This window comes from Cobetia sp. LC6, assembly GCF_030264805.1.
GTDB lineage: Bacteria > Pseudomonadota > Gammaproteobacteria > Pseudomonadales > Halomonadaceae > Cobetia.
Map to the genome: position 1 here is coordinate 20435 of NZ_JASSPL010000001.1, position 18211 is coordinate 38645.

Sequence of the window (18211 nt, forward strand, 5' to 3'; positions counted from 1 at the left end):
AGCGTCGTGATGACGGTGGGGGCTTTTTCATTCAGCGACTGATGGACAGGCTCAGCTGAGGCTATCCAGCTTGTCTTTCAGCACCTTGTTGACCTGTTGCGGATTGGCGGTGCCGCGTGAGGCCTTCATCACCTGACCGACGAAGAAGCCGATCATCTTGCCACGCTTGTCCGGCTCGGCTTCCTGATACTGGGTCACCTGGGCCGGGTTGTCTGCGATCACCTGATCGACCACGGCTTCGATGGCACCGGTGTCGGTGACCTGCTTGAGGCCGCGTGACTCGATGATCTCGTCGGCGCTCTCGCCTTCGCCATCCCACAGTGCGGCGAACACCTGCTTGGCGGCCTTGCCGTTGATGGTCTCATCGACGATGCGCTTGATCAGGCCACCCAGCTGGGCCGCGGAGACCGGGCTGACGGTGATGTCGAGGTTTTCCTTGTTGAGACGACCGGCCAGCTCGCCCTGCACCCAGTTGGCGGCCTGCTTGGCGTCGCCGCAGACATCCTTCACTTCCTCGAAGAAGTCGGCCATCTCGCGGCTGGCGGACAGCACGCCGGCGTCATAGGCGGACAGGCCCAGTTCGCTTTCGAAACGTGCGCGCTTCTCGGCCGGCAGTTCCGGCAGGGTCTGGCGCAGGTGTTCGATGTAGGCCTCATCCACTTCTACCGGCAGCAGATCCGGGCACGGGAAGTAGCGGTAATCGTTGGCTTCTTCCTTGGTGCGCATGCTGCGCGTCTCGTCGGCGTCCGGGTCATACAGGCGGGTTTCCTGCACGACCTTGCCGCCGTCCTCGATCAGCTCGATCTGACGCTCCACCTCGAAGTGGATGGCGCGTTCGATGAAGCGGAAGGAGTTGACGTTCTTGATCTCCGCGCGGGTGCCGAAGGCTTCCTGACCCATGGGGCGCACCGAGACGTTGACGTCGCAACGCAGCGAGCCTTCGGCCATGTTGCCGTCCGAGATGCCCAGGTAGGTGACGATGGCGTGGATCGCTTTCACGTAGGCCACCGCTTCCTTGGCGGAACGCATGTCCGGCTCGGAGACGATTTCCAGCAGTGGTGTGCCGGCACGGTTGAGGTCGATGCCGGTCATGCCCTGGAAGTCTTCGTGCAGCGACTTGCCGGCATCTTCCTCGAGGTGGGCGTGATGGATGCGGATCGACTTGCGCGTGCCATCTTCCAGAAGGATCTCGAGCACACCCGGGCCGACGATGGGCTGATCCATCTGGCTGGTCTGGTAGCCCTTGGGCAGATCCGGATAGAAGTAGTTCTTGCGTTCGAACACCGAACGGCCGGCAACGGCGGCATTGACGGCGAGGCCGAAGCGCACGGCCATGGCCACGGCCTGCTCGTTGAGCACCGGCAGGGTGCCCGGCAGACCGAGGTCCACGGCGCTGGCCTGGGTGTTGGGCTCGGCACCGTAGGTGGTGGAAGAGCCGGAGAAGATCTTTGACTGGGTGGCGAGCTGAGCGTGAACCTCAAGCCCGATTACGACTTCCCATTGCATCAGGCTTGCTCCTGTCCGAATTCCGGGCGCTGGCGGTGCCAGTCGGTGATTTGCTGGAACTGGTGCGCGACGCCCAGCAGGGTCTGCTCACCGAAGTGCGGGCCGAGGATCTGCAGCCCCACCGGGCGCTTGCCTGCCAGGCCGGCCGGCACGCTGATGCCCGGAATGCCTGCCAGGTTGATGGCGATGGTGTAGAGATCCTGCAGGTACATGGACAGCGGGTCCTTGTGTGCGCCGAGATCGAACGCCGGGGTCGGTGCCGCCGGGCCCATCAGCACATCGACCTGATCGAAGGCATCGAGGAAGTCCTGGCGGATCAGGCGACGCACCTTCTGGGCCTTGATGTAGTAGGCATCGAAGAAGCCTTCGGACAGGGTGTGCGTGCCGATGATGATGCGACGCTTCACCTCGTCGCCGAAGCCTTCCTCGCGAGTGCGCTTGTAGAGGTCTTCCAGGTCCTGCGGGTCATTGCAGCGATGGCCGAAGCGCACGCCGTCATAACGCGACAGGTTGGAGGAGGCCTCGGCCGGCGCGATCACGTAGTAGGTCGGGATGGCCAGGTGGGTATGCGGCAGCGAGATTTCCTGCACGCTGGCACCGGCATCCTCGAAGACCTTGATCGCGGCACGCACGGAAGCTTCGACTTCCTCGGACAGGCCTTCGCCGAAGTATTCCTTCGGCAGGCCGATCTTCAGGCCCTTGAGGTTGTAGTCCAGTCCTTCGACGTAATCCGGCACGCCACGCACCACGCTGGTGGAGTCGCGCGGGTCTGCGCCGGCGATCACGTTCATCAGGCGCGCGCAGTCTTCGGCGGAGCGAGCCATCGGGCCGCCCTGATCGAGGCTGGAGGCGTAGGCGATCATGCCGTAACGCGAGACGCGACCGTAGGTCGGCTTGAGGCCGGTGATGCCACAGAAGGCGGCCGGCTGGCGGATGGAACCGCCGGTGTCGGTGCCCAGCGCGGCCGGTGCGAGGCCTGCGGCGACGGCGGCGGCACTGCCGCCGGAGCTGCCACCCGGTACGGCGGACAGATCCCACGGGTTCCTGACGGCACCGTAGTGGCTGTTCTCGTTCGAGGAGCCCATCGCGAACTCATCGAGGTTGGTCTTGCCGAGAATCACCACGCCCTCGGCCTTGAGCTTCTCGATCACGGTGGCGTCGTAGGGCGAGACGAAGTTGTCGAGCATCTTCGAGCCGCAGCTGGTGCGCACACCTTCGGTGCAGAAGATGTCCTTGATGGCCATCGGGACGCCGGTCAGCGCGGCGGCATTGCCGGCGGCACGGCGTGCATCGGCGGCATCCGCATCACGCAGCGCTTCTTTGCGGCACAGGGTAATGTAGCTGTTGAGCTCGCCATCGAGGCGTTCGATACGGGCCAGGAAGGCTTCCGTCAGCTCGCGACTGGTGTATTCGCCGGCCTCCAGGCCTTGCGCCAGCTCACTGAGCGTCTTGTCATGTAGTGCAATGGACGATGACATGTTCGATTCCATCAGTGCAGACGATGCGCCGGGCATCATCCGCAGAAATTCCGGGGCGGACGGGGCGTGCCGCGTGACGTGGTATCCGATGGCAGTCGGTCACGATGCGTGAGCGATCTGCCAGGCGAGATCACTCGACGACGCGCGGAACCAGATACAGACCCTGCTCTGTGGCCGGGGCCACCTGCTGAAAACGCTCGCGCTGATTCGATTCGGTGACTTCGTCCGCGCGCAGGCGTTGCGTGGCTTCCAGCGGGTGCGCCAGCGGTGCGACGCCGTCGGTATCGACCTGTTGCAGCTGGTCGACCATGGCGAGAATCCGGTCGAGATCCTCGACGTAGGCTTCGGCATCCTGCGAGGCAAGACCCAGGCGTGCGAGGTGAGCGGCACGCAGCACATCTGAATGTTCAAGGGCCATTGAAGTTTCCCTGTCTTGGCTTCGAGAGGCTTGAGGTGACGGCAGGAGTCAGAGACGACCACGCGAAATCAGACTGGCGCGACGAGCGCGAAAAGCCGAATTCGAAAATTGTGGTGTCCCGGCAAACCCGATGCCCGTTACCCTGTAAAACAGCGCGCTTTGCAGCGATGGAGCAATCTGTCGCCGAATGCGCCGTTACAGTGTGATTCGGCGTGAAATGTACCACATCTGCGTCGCTCTGGCAGGCGTGTCAGCTTGCCGCCATGGGGTGGCAATGGTACCGTTCGCGTCTGCACAGGGTTCCGGTCTGGACTAGGTGATCAACTTCCATGTTTAAACGTTTACGTGGGCTGTTCTCGAGCGATCTGTCGATCGATCTGGGTACTGCCAACACGCTTATTTATGTGCGCGGTCGCGGTATCGTGCTCGACGAGCCCTCAGTCGTGGCCATTCGCCAGTCCGGGAATGCCCGCAGTGTGGCGGCCGTCGGTGCCGATGCCAAGCGCATGCTGGGGCGCACCCCCGGCAATATCACGGCCATCCGACCGATGAAGGACGGCGTTATTGCCGACTTCACCGTTACCGAACAGATGCTCCAGCATTTCATCCGCAAGGTGCATCAGAGCACCTTCCTGACACCCAGCCCTCGTGTGCTGGTGTGCGTGCCGTGCATGTCGACCCAGGTCGAGCGTCGCGCCATCAAGGAATCGGCCGAAGGGGCCGGCGCGCGTGAGGTCTACCTGATCGAGGAGCCGATGGCTGCCGCGATCGGTGCGGGCCTGCCGGTGGAAGAGGCGATGGGCTCCATGGTGGTCGATATCGGTGGTGGTACCACTGAGATCGCCATCATCTCGCTCAACGGCGTGGTCTATTCCGAATCCGTGCGTATCGGCGGTGACCGCTTCGACGAAGCCATCACTTCCTATGTGCGTCGCCATTACGGCAGCCTGATCGGTGAGGCGACGGCCGAGCGCATCAAGGAAGAGATCGGTTGTGCCTACCCGGGTGGCGAGCTGCGCGAGATCGACGTGCGCGGCCGCAATCTGGCCGAGGGTATTCCGCGTTCCTTCACGCTCAACTCCCACGAGATTCTCGATGCGCTGCAGGAACCGCTGGCGGCCATCGTCTCGGTGGTCAAGAGCGCGCTCGAGCAGTCTCCGCCGGAGCTGGCTTCCGACATCGCCGAGCGTGGCCTGGTGCTGACCGGTGGTGGTGCGCTGCTGCGTGACATCGACAAGCTGATCGCGGAAGAGACGGGCCTGCCGGTGATCATCGCCGAAGACCCGCTGACCTGCGTGGCGCGCGGCGGTGGCAAGGCGCTGGAAATGATCGATCAGCACACCTTCGAGCTGCTGTCGAGCGATTGACCTCGTCCGGGGCCGGGCATGCTGTGTGCTGTACGGCTGGTCCCGGCCTGTCGGAGGACGTGCTATCAAACCCCTGTTCACGCGTGGCCCCGTGCCCGGCTACCGCATGCTGCTGTGCGCGGTGCTGTCACTCGCGCTGATGTTTGCCGAAGATCGCTTCAGCTGGATGGTCGATGTGCGCGCCAGCATGGCGACGCTGGTATCGCCCGTGCAGTGGGTCGTCAGCTTGCCGACGGAAGGCCTCAGCTGGGGCGCGCTGGTGTTTGCCGATCAGCAGGAGCTGGCCGACGAGAACCGCGCGCTGCGCGAACAGCTGCTCAATCTGTCCAGCCGTGTGCAACGCATGGCGAGCCTGACCTCCGAGAATACGCGCCTGCGCGAATTGCTCAATGCCGGGCAACGTAGCGACATCCCCTATATCACCTCCCAGTTGCTGACCCTCGATGCTGACCCGTTCTCCCACCGCATGGTGGTGGACCGCGGCGAGCAGGATGGCGTGCGCATCGGCTTGCCGGTACTCGATGCCTATGGTCTCGTCGGGCAGGTCATCTCCACGTCGGCCTACAACAGTCGAGTGCTGATGATCAGTGATGCCAGCCACGCCGTGCCGGTCGAGATCAATCGCAATGGCCTGCGCTTCATCGCCCAGGGCAGCGGCAAGATCGATCAGGTCGATGTGCTGCATGTGCCGGATACCGCCGACATTCGTGTCGGGGATCTGCTGGTGACTTCCGGGCTGGCGCTTCGCTTTCCGCGCGGCCTGCCGGTAGCACGTGTCACCGAGGTCTATCATGATCCCGGCAAGCCGTTCGCCCGCGTGAGTGCCGAGCCCATCGCGCAGCTGGAGCGATCGCGCAACTTCCTGATCCAGATGCCGCCGCCGGTGGATACCGACAACCTGTATGTCGATGACAGCCTCGATGAGTTGCCGCGTGACAACCTGGCGGCGCCCAGGCCCGAGGGTGGCGATGCCGCGCAAGGCTCTGCCGAGGATGCGGCAGACGCTCAGGCACCCACCGACGCTGCCGGGGAGGACAACTGATGGCCTTTCGTCCCCAGACCACCTTGCTGTGCTGGTTCTCTCTGCTGCTGGCGCTGTGTCTGCAGGTCATGCCATTGCCGGATGTGTGGCTGATCTGGCGGCCCCAGTGGCTGGGTCTGATGCTGGTCTACTGGTGCATCGTCTCGCCGCAGAGTGTCGGAGTCTTCCACGGCTTCCTGTTCGGGCTGGCGCTGGATGTCCTGCAGGGCGCACCGCTGGGGCACAACGCCCTGGTGCTGTCGCTGACGGCCTTCATGGGCGTGCTGCTCTATCAGCGTATTCGCGCCTATTCCCTGCTGCAGCAGGCGTTGCTGGTGATCGTGGTGCTGGGCATCGCACAGTTGCTGGATCAATGGCTGCGCAGCCTGTTCGGTGCCGGCCCGGTCAGCCTGTCGTTCCTACTCTCGGCGGTCATCGGCGGCGCGCTGTGGCCGTGGCTCTATACTCTGCTGCAGATGCTGCGTCGGCGGGTCGCGGCCTGAGTGCCACTCGCACATCGATAGCACTTACTCGCACATCGATAGCACTTCTTGTGAGCTTCCAAAAGCCGCCTACGGGCGGCTTTCTGGTACTTGTCAGCCATGTTTATCTTCACGAGGTCTTCCATGTCATCCGCTTCCAGGCCATCCACTTCCGATGCCGACAGCCCCGCTTCCTCGCTCTTTGCGAACTCTGGCGCCACGACGCAACGCAACGTGATGTCTCAGGGCGTTGCTCAACAGGGCTCTGATCAACAGGACGCTGCTGATCCGGGATTGATTCTGGCCTCGGGGTCGCCGCGTCGTCGTGACCTGCTGGCCAGTATCGGCATCCAATGTGAGGTGGCGCCGGTGGATATCGATGAGACGCCGCAGGCCAATGAGTCGCCGGAGCATTACGTGCTGCGTCTGGCGCGAGAGAAGTCGCAGGCCGGTTTCGCGGCTCTGGCGCAGCGGACGGCAGGTCGGACGGTGGGGCGGCGAGTGCTCGGCGCGGATACCGCGCTGGCACTGGATGGACGCATTCTCGGCAAGCCGCGCGACGAGTTGGACGCGCGCGAGATGCTGCTCAGTCTCTCGGGGCGCAGTCATCAGGTGCTCAGTGGTGTGGCGCTGTGTCATGGCGACGCCGGGCGCGACATGCGCTGCGAGAGCGAGCTGGTCGAGAGCCGCGTGACCTTTCGTACCATCACCCCGGAGGAGGCCGCGCGCTACTGGGCGACCGGTGAGCCCGCTGACAAGGCGGGTGGTTACGCCATCCAGGGGCTCGGCGCCGTCTTTGTCAGTCATCTCGAGGGCAGTTACAGCGCCGTGGTCGGGCTGCCGCTGCATGAGACCGCACAGCTCTTGAGCAAGGCGGGCGTTCAGCCGTGGCAACCGCTCTGACGGGCGATGTCCCACGCTGCATCAGTCGGGCGTCGAGTCAGCGCACCAGCGTCATCACGAAGACGATGGCTTGCGTGCGTGGCACAAAATACCCGTTGCAGGAAATCCTTAGTCGATAGATCACAGCCGGGGGCTCCCTAGCTATGTCATAATCGCAAGCAACGACTTTACAAGGACTTGCGCTATGAGCGGCGAGGTATTGATCAACCTGACACCGATGGAGACCCGCGTGGCGGTAGTCGAGAACGGTGTCCTGCAGGAAGCCTTCATCGAACGCAGCGGGCGACGCGGCATCGTCGGCAACATCTACCGTGGCAAGGTGGTGAGAGTATTGCCCGGCATGCAGGCGGCCTTCATCGATATCGGTCTCGAACGGGCGGCCTTCATCCATGCCCAGGAAGTCATGCCGGCGCATACGCCGCATGATGAGCAGCTCTCGATCCGCGAGCTGCTCAGCGAAGGCCAGCCACTGGTGGTGCAGGTCACCAAGGACCCCATCGGCACCAAGGGCGCCCGGCTGACCACGCATCTGTCGGTGCCGTCACGCTATCTGGTCTACATGCCGGACTCGCCGCATACCGGCGTGTCGCAGCGCATCGAGAGCGATGTCGAGCGTGACCGCCTCAAGGAGATGACCGAGCGCTGCCTCACGGAGCTTGATCCGGAGGCGCCCGGCGGCTTCATCCTGCGCACCGCCGCCGAGGGCATCAGCGAGGCGGAACTCAAACAGGACATGCATTTCCTGCTGCGCCTGTGGCGCAAGGTCAGTGAACGTCGCCTCACGGCTGCCGTGCCCAGCGTCATCTACGATGATCTGCCACTGTTCATGCGCACGCTGCGCGATGTGATGCGCGACGAGATCGAGCGCGTGCGCATCGATTCCCGCGAGAACTATCTGCGTCTCAAGGAATTCTCCAGCGAATTCATGCCGGACATGGAAGGGCGCATCGAGTATTACCCCGGCGAGCGACCGATCTTCGATCTGTTCAGTGTCGAGGATGAGCTGCACAAGGCGATGGGTCGCAAGGTGCAGCTCAAGAGTGGTGGCTATCTGGTGATCGACCAGACCGAGGCGATGACCACCATCGACGTCAACACCGGTGGTTTCGTTGGCCATCGCAACCTCGAAGAGACCATCTTCAAGACCAATCTCGAGGCGGCGACCGCCATCGCGCGCCAGCTGCGGCTGCGCAATCTCGGCGGCATCATCATCATCGACTTCATCGACATGGAAGAGACCGAGCACCAGCGCCAGGTGCTGCGGGTGCTCGAGAAGTCGCTGGAGCGTGATCACGCCAAGAACAAGATGACCGGTGTGACCGAGCTGGGTCTGGTGCAGCTGACGCGCAAGCGCACGCGAGAGAGTCTGGAGCAGGTACTGTGCGAGGCCTGTCCGACCTGTCAGGGGCGCGGCACCCTCAAGACGCCGGAGACGGTCTGCTACGAGATCTTCCGCGAGATCATGCGCGAAGAGCGAGCCTACAGCCCGGATACCTACATGGTGCTGGCCTCACAGAATGTGGTCGATCGACTGCTGGACGAGGAATCCGCGGCCGTGGCGGACCTCGAGAGCTTCATCGGCAAGACCATCCGTTTCCAGGTCGAGGCGCATTACACCCAGGAGCAGTACGATATTGTGCTCATGTGATCTGTCAGCCACCGTGCCTGCGATGAAGCCGGGAGTCGCGTTATCCACATCGTGAGTCTGTCCTGTTCGGAGAACCATCAGTGACCCGTTCTACCTCACCAGAGGCGGTGCAGGAGGGCGTCGACGACACCCCGTCTTCGCCCGCTGCGGCGCCAGCGCCACCCTCGCGTGGGCGGCGCTGGGCGCGCGGGCTGCTGATGGCGCTCGCGGTACTGCTGGCGTTGCTGGCCATCCTGATCGGGGGCCTGCGCTGGTGGTTGACCACGCTGGATTCGCGCAGTGAGTCCATCAGTGACTTCATTGCCACCCAGACCCACTCCAATGTTGGGATGTCATCGCTTGAGGGCCGAATGGATCACCTTGATCCGGCCATCAAGCTGTCCGGTCTGAACCTCTTTCGTCCCGACGAGATGCAGGCGGCGCCACTGTTGAGCGTGTCCCATCTGGAAACCCGTCTCGATGTGCTCTCCTCCCTGCGCCATCTGGCGCCTGTCTTTGATCGCGCCACCGCCACCGGCGTCATCGTGCACCTGTACCAGCGTGAAGATGGCAGCTGGGGCTGGCCGGGGCCGCCGCGTCCTCCCGAAGCGCTCGAACCCGAAGGGCAGGTGAGCCTTGCGCAGACGGAGCAGGGGCTGGCGCTGCTGGCGCGTCAACGAGTGCGGCTCGAGGATGTGCGTCTGGTGCTGCATGGTCGCAACGATACCCTCAACCTGAATGCCGCCGAACTGTTGCTGTCGGGAGAAGGAGACCGCGCGCATCTGGAAGGCCAGTTGCGGGTCGGGGAATCGCCTCAGGCCGGAGTCAGCGCCGTACTGGAAGTGCTGCCGGGAGACGACGGCCTCGCCGACTACTCGGCCCAGCTGCAGGTGGAGCTGGACGCCGGTGCGCTGGCGAGTGTCGGTCGCCTGATGGGCGAACGCGACAGCCTGATGCTGCGCGACGCCGATGGCAACGCGACGCTGTGGGCGCGCTGGCGTGACGCGCGGCTGGAAGATGCTCGCCTGCGTCTCGATCTCAATCGTCTGACGCTGGATCACCATGGCGCCCAGCTGGCGCTCAAGGACATTCATGCACGTGGCCAGTGGTTGCGTGACCTGGCGGGCAGTGATCGCTGGCAGGCCTGGCTCAATCAGATCTCGGTCGGCGCCACGCAACTCGATGACGCCCCGGCGGCCGGCGCCCCGGTGGCAGGCAGTGACGGCCAGACGCCGCAAGCGGCGTCATCGCCAGAAGCCTCCACGGCGCTTGCCAGCCTGCCCGAGCGTATATCGCTGTCGGGGGATCTCGCCGATGGCAGCGTGTCGCTGGTCACCAGCAGTTTCGATCTGGAAAAGGTGGCGCGCTGGCGCAATGTGCTGGCGCTCGGCGAGCTTGGGGATGTGCTCGAGTCTCTCGATCCGCGTGGCACGGCCAACGGCCTCTCCCTGTCGCTGGCCGGGATCGGGCTCGATACCCCGCTGACCATGACGCTGGCGCTGGGCCTGACCGGAGCAGAGGTGGAACCCTGGCAGGGCGCCCCGGGACTCGGCCCCCTGGCGGCCTGGGTCACCGCGCAGAGTCTTGAGGAGGGCGGCATCGCGAGCCGGATCGCGTTTCGTGGCGACCCGGGCATGCGCTTCCACTTCCCCGAAGTCTTCGGCGACGGCTGGCAGCTCGAGGCCGCCGACGGAGTGGTCGAGGTCAAGGTCGATGACAGTGGCAGCAGCGTCACGGGGCATGACCTGCATATCCAGCGCGCCGGCGCCGATGTGACGGGCGGCTTCGGCCTGCAGATTCCCGCTCAGGATCATGACCGCTTCCAGCTGGATCTCGAGATGCGCGACGTGAATGCCCGCAGCATTCCGCTGGCCTCCTGGTTGCCGATGAAGGTGCTGGACCCGGCGTTGAGCGAGTGGTTGACGCGCGATGTCGCGGGGCAGGTCCCCGAGGGTAGCCTGCATCTCACCCAGGTGTGGGATGACGACAATGGCGAGGGTGGCTATGGTCCCGGCGATTCGCTGGACCTTGAGCTGGCCATCGAGGACGGGCGACTCGGTTACGCCGAGGGCTGGCCTGCGCTGGAGGGCGTGAAGGGCAACCTCGCGCTGCACGACAATGCACTGAGTGCCACGGTCGCGGCGGCGCACTCTCAGCCTGCCACGGCGCTGGGCGGTGCAGCACCTCTGTCGGTGCGTCAGGCCGATGTCGACATGCAGGACAATACCTTGAGTATCCAGGGGGATGTGACCGGCAGCGTCGAGGCGCTGTTCGATCTGCTCTCGCATGCGCCGCTCGAGGATACCGCTGCGTTGCTCGCCGAATGGCAGGGCAAGGGCTCGGTGGATGCGTCCATGGATATTCGCGTGCCCCTGGAGGACGCCGAGCAGGCGCGCATCACGGCGGCGGGCAAGGTCGGCGAGCGCCAGGCGGCGACGCTGGCCTTCCCGGGGCCGGGCATCGAGGTTGATGACATTCGCGGGCCGCTCGACTTCGTGCATGACCCCTCTCGTCCCGAGGGGCGCCGTGAGCAGCTGACCGGCAACCTCTCCGGCAAGCTGTTCGGCGGTGCGGTCAAGGCGGCGCTCAACATCGGGCAGGAAGATTCAAGCAGCAAGGGCGCGATCACCTTCGATGGCAAGGCGCCATTGGCACCGGTGCTTGGCTGGCTGGGCGCGCCCGAGCACCTGATCGGCGATGCCGCCGAGAACACTCGGGCAGCCTTGCAGGACGGCGAGACGCCGCGTGCGCTGGGCGGCGAGTTCAACTACCAGGCGCGCCTGATGCTGCCCGATGACGGCGCCACTCTGGCGCTCTCGAGTGACCTCAAGGGAGTGGCCATCAATCTGCCGGCACCCTTTGGCAAGACGCGAGAGGAGGCGGCCCCACTGGCGGTGGATATCGGTCTCGCGGAGGGTGGCGGTGATGTGCGACTCGACAATCGCGCCCGGGCACGCTGGAAAGGCGGCAATACGCGTGATGATGGCAGCACGGTGCCGATGACGGGGCAGTTGTGGCTGGAGCGTTGGCCGAGCGACCCGCAGTGGCCCACCCAGACCGGCTGGGACATCGCCTGGCGCACTCCGACCCTTGCCCCTGAGCTCTGGAAGCCGTGGGCGGGAGCGCTCTCCGGTGAAGGTGGCGCGAGTGGAGAGGGCAGCGCGAGTGGAGAGGGCAGCGACGCTGAGCAGAGCGATCCCCTGCGTGCCTTGTCACGCCTGCGCGTTGCCACTGATTGTCTGATGATCCAGTCCCGGTGTACGGGGCCGATGACGCTGGAGGCCGCGCCGCGCCAGAGCTCGCAGCAGCAAGGGCTGGGGCTGGCCGCGACGCTGGATGGTCAGCTCGCCAGTGGTGAGCTGGTGTGGCAGTCAGGTGCCGCGCGACCGCTGATTCTGGACCTGGACACTCTGAATCTCGACGCCCTGTGGCCCGCGGATGCCGAGCAGGAGACGCAGACCGCCAGTGTGCCAGGCAACTTTACCGAGGCTATCGATGTCGGCATCGAGCCGACGCCGTATCCCGCCGAGCTTGCCGACCTGCCCGCGGGCAGTCTGCGTCTGGCACACCTCATCTGGCGCGATCAGCAGCTGGGGCCGATCAGTGCCGACTGGACCGCCGACAGCCAGCAGCTGGTGGTGTTGCCGCTCTCCATCACGCTGGGCAGGATCACCGCAGTGGGCAACATCACCTGGGAAGATGCCGGCGCCAACAGTCTGACGCGCGCTCGCCTGTCCGCCGATGGCAGTGACCTGGGCGGGTTGCTCGAGCGTCTCTCCCAGCCCCGCGGCATCGAGGCGGACCGCGCCCGGGCCGAGGTCAAGCTGGCCTGGCCCGGTGCGCCGCAGGACTTTGCCCTGTCACGCTCCAATGGTCGCGTCGAGATCAAGCTGGATGACGGACGCTTCCTGAATCTGGGCTCGACCTCCGCCCGCCTGCTGGGCTTGGTCAATGTGGATAACCTGCTGCGCCGCCTGTCGCTGGACTTCTCTGACGTCACCGACAAGGGGACGGCCTTCGACAAGGTGCGCGGCGCAGCGACGCTCTTCGATGGGCGGCTGGAAAGCGATGGCTCCTTGCGTATCGAGGCGCCGTCCACCACCGTGACACTCAACGGGCAGGTCGATCTGCTTCGCGGTACCCTTGATCAACGCATGGCCATCACGGTACCGGTCAGCCAGAACCTTCCGCTGGCCGCCGTGCTGGCAGGCGCACCCGCCGTGGGCGGGGCGCTGTTCGTGGCCGACAAGATCTTCGGCCGCTTCATCGACAAGGTGACGCAAATTCACTATCGGGTATCAGGCCCCTGGGGCGACCCGAACATTACTCTGGAAAGTGCCGAATGACGCAAAATGCGAGTTCCGGTCGCGTGCTCGACGATGCCGCGGCCCTGTTGCTGACCCCGGGCGGGCTCAGCCTGGATGATCTGGATGCTGGCCTGGCACATGCCATGGGCCCGGGCACAGACTATGCCGATCTCTACTTCCAGCGTATCTGGCAGGAGAGCTGGGTGCTGGAAGACGGCGTCGTCAAGGACGCCAGCTACAACATCGATGGTGGTGTGGGCGTACGCTCACTGGCGGGGGAGAAGACCGGCTTCGCATACTCCAATCAGATCGATGCCGCCGCGCTTGCCGACACTGGCCGTACTGCGGCGGGTATCTCGCGCAGCGGCAGCAGCGGTACGGTCGCAAGCTCGATCATCACCCAGGCTCCGTCCTTCTATGCGGGCATCGACCCGTTGAATGGCCTGAGCGCCGAGGACAAGGTCGCGATGCTCAAGGAAGCGGACCGCATCGCGCGCAGCCTCGACCCCTCCATCAGTCAGGTGTCGGCCTCGCTGTCGGCGCTTTACGAAGTGGTGATGGTGCGTGCCAGCGATGGCACCCTCGCCGCGGACCTGCGTCCGCTGGTGCGTTTCAACATCAGCGTGATCGCGGTGCGCAATGGCCGTCGCGAGCGTGGCAGTGCCGGTGGCGGTGGCCGTTTCCCGGTGACTCGTCTGCGCGATGAAAATGTCGCCGAGCGTTACGCGCGTGAAGCCGTGCGTCAGGCGCTGGTCAATCTCGAGGCCATCGATGCACCGGCCGGTCAGATGCCGGTGGTGCTGGGCAATGGCTGGCCGGGCGTGCTGCTGCACGAGGCGGTCGGTCATGGTCTGGAGGGTGACTTCAACCGCAAGGGCAGCTCTGCCTTTTCGGGCCGCATGGGCGAACAGGTCGCGGCACGCGGCGTCACCGTGGTCGATGACGCGACCCTGGCCGATCGCCGTGGCTCGCTGTCCGTCGATGACGAAGGCACCCCGGGGCAGTACACGCCGCTGATCGAGGACGGCATCCTCACCGGCTACATGCAGGACAAGCTGAATGCTCGCCTGATGGGCATGGCGCCGACGGGCAACGCGCGTCGCGAGTCCTTCGCCCATCTGCCGATGCCGCGCATGACCAATACCTACATGCTGGGTGGCGATCGCGATCCGCAGGAGATCATCAAGAGCGTCAAGCGTGGCCTCTACGCGGTCAGCTTCGGCGGCGGTCAGGTGGATATCACCTCCGGGCGCTTCGTGTTCTCGGCCAGTGAGGCCTACCTGATCGAGGACGGCAAGGTGACCACGCCGGTCAAGGGTGCGACCCTGATCGGCAATGGCCCGGAAGCGATGGGGCGCGTCTCGATGATCGGCAACGATCTCGAGCTGGATACCGGGGTCGGCGTGTGTGGCAAGGACGGCCAGTCCGTGCCCGTCGGTGTCGGCCAGCCGACCCTGAAGCTCGACGAATTGACGGTGGGAGGCACCCAGTCGTGAGCCGATGAGGCTGAACGACAGGGAGCAGATATGACGACGCCGCCGTGGCAGGGCCGCAGCGGCGTCGATGAAGCGGGAAATGCCAGAATCAGAGATCGAGTTCGGCACGCAGCAGCTTGAAGAGCTTCTTGGCGCTGTTGGGCTGCTTGCCGGCATCACGTTCGGCACGTGAGTTGCGGATCAGCTGACGCAGTGCCTGGCGGTCCACCTCGGGGTAGTCCTCGACGAAGATCACGAAGGCTTCGTCATCCTCGATCAGGCGGTCACGCCAGCGCTCCAGGCGCTGGAAGGAGGCATCACGACGGATGCTCTGCTGTTCCATGCTCTGGAAGACGGCGTTGATAGCCTCGAGGTCTTCCTTGCGCATCAGCTTGCCGACGTACTGCATGTGACGACGCAGGCCCTCGTGACTGCGAATGCGGCCGCATTCATCGATGGCGGCCAGCATGTCATCGGAGAGCGGGAACTTGGCGCGCTGCCCGGCCGGCATGTCGATGATCTTCTTGCCCAGCGCCTGAAGTTCGATCATTTCACGCTTCATCTGGGATTTGCTGGGACGCTCGACGAGCTCCTCAGGTCTTTCTTTACGCATGCCAATTCCAACGAGTCGGGGAAATTTGCGGCAGTATAGCATTGCCAGCGCCCCGTCTCCTCAGAAGGAGAACAACATGAGCCAGGCCTTTGATGCCGTTGCTCAGCAACAACTGCTCGAGCGTCGCGTCAGCGAAGCTCTCGAGCTTGCCCGCAGCCTGGGTGCCGACGCCTGTGAGGTCGGTGCCAGCGTCGATCAGGGCGTCAGCATCTCGGTGCGTGACGGCGAAGTCGAGACGGTCGAACTGTCGCGTGACCAGGGCATCGGCGTGACCGTCTATCTCGGCAACCGCAAGGGCAGTGCGACATCTTCCGATGCCGGCAGCGATTCGATTCGTGCCGCGGTCGAGAAGGCGGTCTCCATCGCGCACTATACCGGCGAAGACAGCTTTGCCGGTCTGGCGCCGGCCGAGCTGATGGCCACCGACTTCCCTGATCTCAAGGCGCATCATCCCTGGGCGATCAGCGTCGATGAAGCGACCGACCTGGCACTGGCCTGTGAGCGTGCCGGGCTGGAAGTGGAAGGCATCGCGCAGTCCGAAGGCGCCAGCTTCTCCAGTGGCGAAGGCGTGCAGGTCTATGGCAACAGCCATGGGTTCCTGGCCAGCCAGTGCGGCAGTCGTCACTCGATGTCATGCATGCTGATCGCCAAGGATGCACAGGGCATGCAGCGTGACTATGACTACACCAGCGTGCGCAATCCGGCAGACCTGCGTTCCCCCGAGTCGGTGGGGCGTGAAGCCGCTCGCCGCACGCTTGCGCGTCTGAATGCGCGCAAGGTGGCGACGGGTCGCATGCCGGTGATGTTCGACCCGCAGATGTCGGCTGGATTGATCGGTCACTACCTGTCTGCCATCGCCGGCGGCTCGCTGTATCGTGAGTCCAGCTTCCTGTGCGATAGCCTGGGTCAGCCGCTGTTCCCCGACTGGTTCACGCTGGGCGAGAAGCCGCGGGAAGTCGGTGGCATGTCCAGCGCCGCCTTCGACAATGATGGCGTCGCGACGCGTGACAATGTCTACTTTGCCGACGGCAAGGTGCAGAGCTACATGCTGAGCGCCTACAGTGCCCGTCGCCTGAACATGCAGACCACCGGCAACGCCGGCGGCGCGCGCAACGTGCGCATCACCGCGCCGCTGACCTCGCTCGATGAGATGCTCAAGCAGATGGGTACCGGCGTGCTGGTGACCGAGTTGATGGGCCAGGGCGTCAACGGCGTCACGGGTGACTATTCACGCGGTGCCTCCGGTTTCTGGGTCGAGAACGGGGAGATCCAGCATGCGGTCGAGGAATTCACCATTGCCGGCAATCTGCGCGACATGGCGGCCAATCTGCTGGCGGTAGGCGATGATGTCGATACGCGTGGCAGCATCCACAGCGGTAGCTGGCTGATCGATGGCATGACCGTCGCGGGCATGTCCGAAGGCGAAGACGGTGAGCTGGAAGGCTGATCACTGACGCTTCTGTCTCGTGTGACAGGCGAAAAACAACACGGCCGCTCCCGAGGGGGCGGCCGTGTTGTTTCTGGTGTAGTCACTAACCGCGTCGGGCGTTACAGATAGAGCCAGGTCGCCAGCCCCAGGAAGGCCATGAAGCCGATCACGTCGGTCACGGTGGTCAATATCACGCTGCCGGAAAGAGCAGGGTCGATATTGAGCTTCTTGAGCAGTACCGGCAACAGTGTGCCCGTCACGGCGGCGATCAACAGGTTGATCATGATCGCGGCGCCGATGATCGCCCCCAGCTGGACATCCCCGAACCATACGATGGCGATGCCTGCCACCACCACGGCCCATAACAGGCCGTTGAGTCCCGCGACGATGACTTCGCGCTTGAGTAGCCAGCTGACATTGCCACTCTTGACGTGCCCCAGCGCGATACCACGGATCAGGACGGTGAGTGCCTGAGAGCCCGCGATGCCGCCCATGCTGGCGACAATGGGCATCAGCACGGCCAGCGCGGTGATCTTCTCGATAGTGCCTTCGAACATGCCGATCACGGCGGAGGCCATGAAGGCGGTCAGCAGGTTGATACCGAGCCAGACGGCGCGGCGCCACGAGGTCCGTATCACGGGAGAGAAGGTGTCTTCGTCCTCATCCATCCCCGCCATCGACATCACCTGGTGCTCGGCGTCGCCACGGATGACGTCGACCACGTCATCGATGGTGATGCGACCCAGCAGGTTGCCATCGCCGCCGACCACGGGCGCCGAGATCAGGTCGTGCTTCTCGAACAGCGAAGCGACTTCGTTCTCCGGCATCAGGGCCGGGATCACCACGCTGTCGGTGTCCATCACTTCGCGCACCGTGACGCCGGGGTCCGAGACCAGCAGGCGGTTGATGGGCAGCGCACCGATGAATTCATCGCGTCGTGAGACGACCAGCAGGGTATCGGTGGAGTCGGGCAGGCGCTCGTGGCGGCGAATGTAGCGCAGCACCACGTCCAGGGTGATGTCCGGACGAATGGTGATGGTGTCCGTGTTCATCAGGCCGCCGGCGGTATCCTCCGGGAAGGACAGTACCGTTTCGACGCGCAGGCGCTCCTGCGCCTCCATGGAGTCGAGGACTTCGAGAATCACCGTATTCGGCAGGCGCTGCAGGATGTCGGCGACATCATCCGGCTCCAGGTTCTCGGTGGCGGCGAGAACGTCGACGGCGTCCATATCCTTGAGGAAGTCGGTCTGGATGTCTTCGCCAAGGTATTGGAGGACATCGCCCTGCAGCTCGGCATCGACCAGCTCCCAGAGCAGATTACGCTCCTTGGGGGGCGAGGATTCCAGCAGGTGGGCCACGTCCACCGGCGCGAGGCCGCGATTGAGCATGCGTCTTGCCTGTTCCAGCTCGCCGCTTTCCAGCGCCTGTGACAGGCGATCAAGTCTTGGCTTGAGTTTACGAGACGTCTTGCTCATCTGTCGGCTTCCCCTGTCGACATGAAGGACAGTGCTGATTCTACCATTGGCGTAGGGGGGCGCGTCGACAAAAGAAAACAGTGTTTCTTATCAAAAGAACAATCCACGTT

13 protein-coding genes are annotated in these 18211 nt (G+C 64.3%); 8 read left to right on the plus strand and 5 right to left on the minus strand.

Translation table 11 applies throughout. From position 1 onward, the window contains the following. Positions 1-51: 51 nt before the first annotated feature. The 3 genes from gatB to gatC all read right to left on the minus strand — a co-directional run bounded on the left by gatB (position 52) and on the right by gatC (position 3402). The gene (gene gatB / locus QQF40_RS00110) at positions 52-1506 is read right to left on the minus strand and encodes an Asp-tRNA(Asn)/Glu-tRNA(Gln) amidotransferase subunit GatB (RefSeq protein WP_175088353.1); all 1455 of its coding nucleotides are present in this window, start codon (positions 1504-1506) and stop codon (positions 52-54) included. Next, complete coding sequence (gatA, locus tag QQF40_RS00115; protein WP_285460094.1) at positions 1506-2984, minus strand: Asp-tRNA(Asn)/Glu-tRNA(Gln) amidotransferase subunit GatA; 1479 nt, start codon at positions 2982-2984, stop codon at positions 1506-1508. The genes gatB and gatA overlap by 1 nt, the downstream gene beginning before the upstream one ends. A gap of 130 nt (positions 2985-3114) precedes the next feature. After that, the gene (gene gatC, locus QQF40_RS00120; protein ID WP_054555110.1) at positions 3115-3402 is read right to left on the minus strand and encodes an Asp-tRNA(Asn)/Glu-tRNA(Gln) amidotransferase subunit GatC; all 288 of its coding nucleotides are present in this window, start codon (positions 3400-3402) and stop codon (positions 3115-3117) included. Positions 3403-3731: 329 nt separating this feature from the next. Between gatC and QQF40_RS00125 the strand changes: the two genes are divergently transcribed. From QQF40_RS00125 to tldD, 7 genes are all read left to right on the plus strand, one after another. Next, positions 3732-4769 carry a rod shape-determining protein gene (locus QQF40_RS00125; protein ID WP_043332576.1) on the plus strand — a complete coding sequence of 346 codons (1038 nt, stop codon included), beginning with the start codon at positions 3732-3734 and terminating at the stop codon, positions 4767-4769. A 64-nt stretch (positions 4770-4833) separates the two neighbouring features. Beyond that, a complete protein-coding gene (gene mreC / locus QQF40_RS00130; protein WP_285460401.1) occupies positions 4834-5811 on the plus strand; it encodes a rod shape-determining protein MreC in 978 nt (325 codons plus the stop codon). Continuing rightward, positions 5811-6293 carry a rod shape-determining protein MreD gene (mreD, locus tag QQF40_RS00135; protein ID WP_043332574.1) on the plus strand — a complete coding sequence of 161 codons (483 nt, stop codon included), beginning with the start codon at positions 5811-5813 and terminating at the stop codon, positions 6291-6293. Before mreC ends, mreD begins: the two co-directional genes overlap by 1 nt. Positions 6294-6416: 123 nt before the next feature. Next, positions 6417-7175, plus strand: a complete 759-nt coding sequence (locus QQF40_RS00140; RefSeq protein ID WP_352230708.1) for a Maf family protein — start codon at positions 6417-6419, stop codon at positions 7173-7175. Positions 7176-7359: 184 nt separating this feature from the next. After that, a complete protein-coding gene (rng, locus tag QQF40_RS00145) occupies positions 7360-8823 on the plus strand; it encodes a ribonuclease G (protein WP_175088351.1) in 1464 nt (487 codons plus the stop codon). Positions 8824-8903: 80 nt separating this feature from the next. Beyond that, a complete protein-coding gene (locus QQF40_RS00150; RefSeq protein ID WP_285460095.1) occupies positions 8904-13148 on the plus strand; it encodes a YhdP family phospholipid transporter in 4245 nt (1414 codons plus the stop codon). Continuing rightward, on the plus strand, positions 13145-14605 hold the full coding sequence (tldD, locus tag QQF40_RS00155; protein ID WP_175088349.1) for a metalloprotease TldD: 1461 nt from the start codon (positions 13145-13147) through the stop codon (positions 14603-14605). The genes QQF40_RS00150 and tldD overlap by 4 nt, the downstream gene beginning before the upstream one ends. A gap of 88 nt (positions 14606-14693) precedes the next feature. On the opposite strand, the gene yjgA is transcribed toward tldD, so the two are convergent. Further along, positions 14694-15197, minus strand: a complete 504-nt coding sequence (yjgA, locus tag QQF40_RS00160) for a ribosome biogenesis factor YjgA (RefSeq protein WP_285460096.1) — start codon at positions 15195-15197, stop codon at positions 14694-14696. Positions 15198-15273: 76 nt separating this feature from the next. Between yjgA and pmbA the strand changes: the two genes are divergently transcribed. Continuing rightward, a complete protein-coding gene (gene pmbA, locus QQF40_RS00165; RefSeq protein ID WP_175088347.1) occupies positions 15274-16644 on the plus strand; it encodes a metalloprotease PmbA in 1371 nt (456 codons plus the stop codon). A 101-nt stretch (positions 16645-16745) separates the two neighbouring features. Here the strand turns inward: pmbA and mgtE are convergent, their stop codons facing one another. Continuing rightward, complete coding sequence (mgtE, locus tag QQF40_RS00170; protein ID WP_175088346.1) at positions 16746-18101, minus strand: magnesium transporter; 1356 nt, start codon at positions 18099-18101, stop codon at positions 16746-16748. Positions 18102-18211 lie beyond the last annotated feature (110 nt).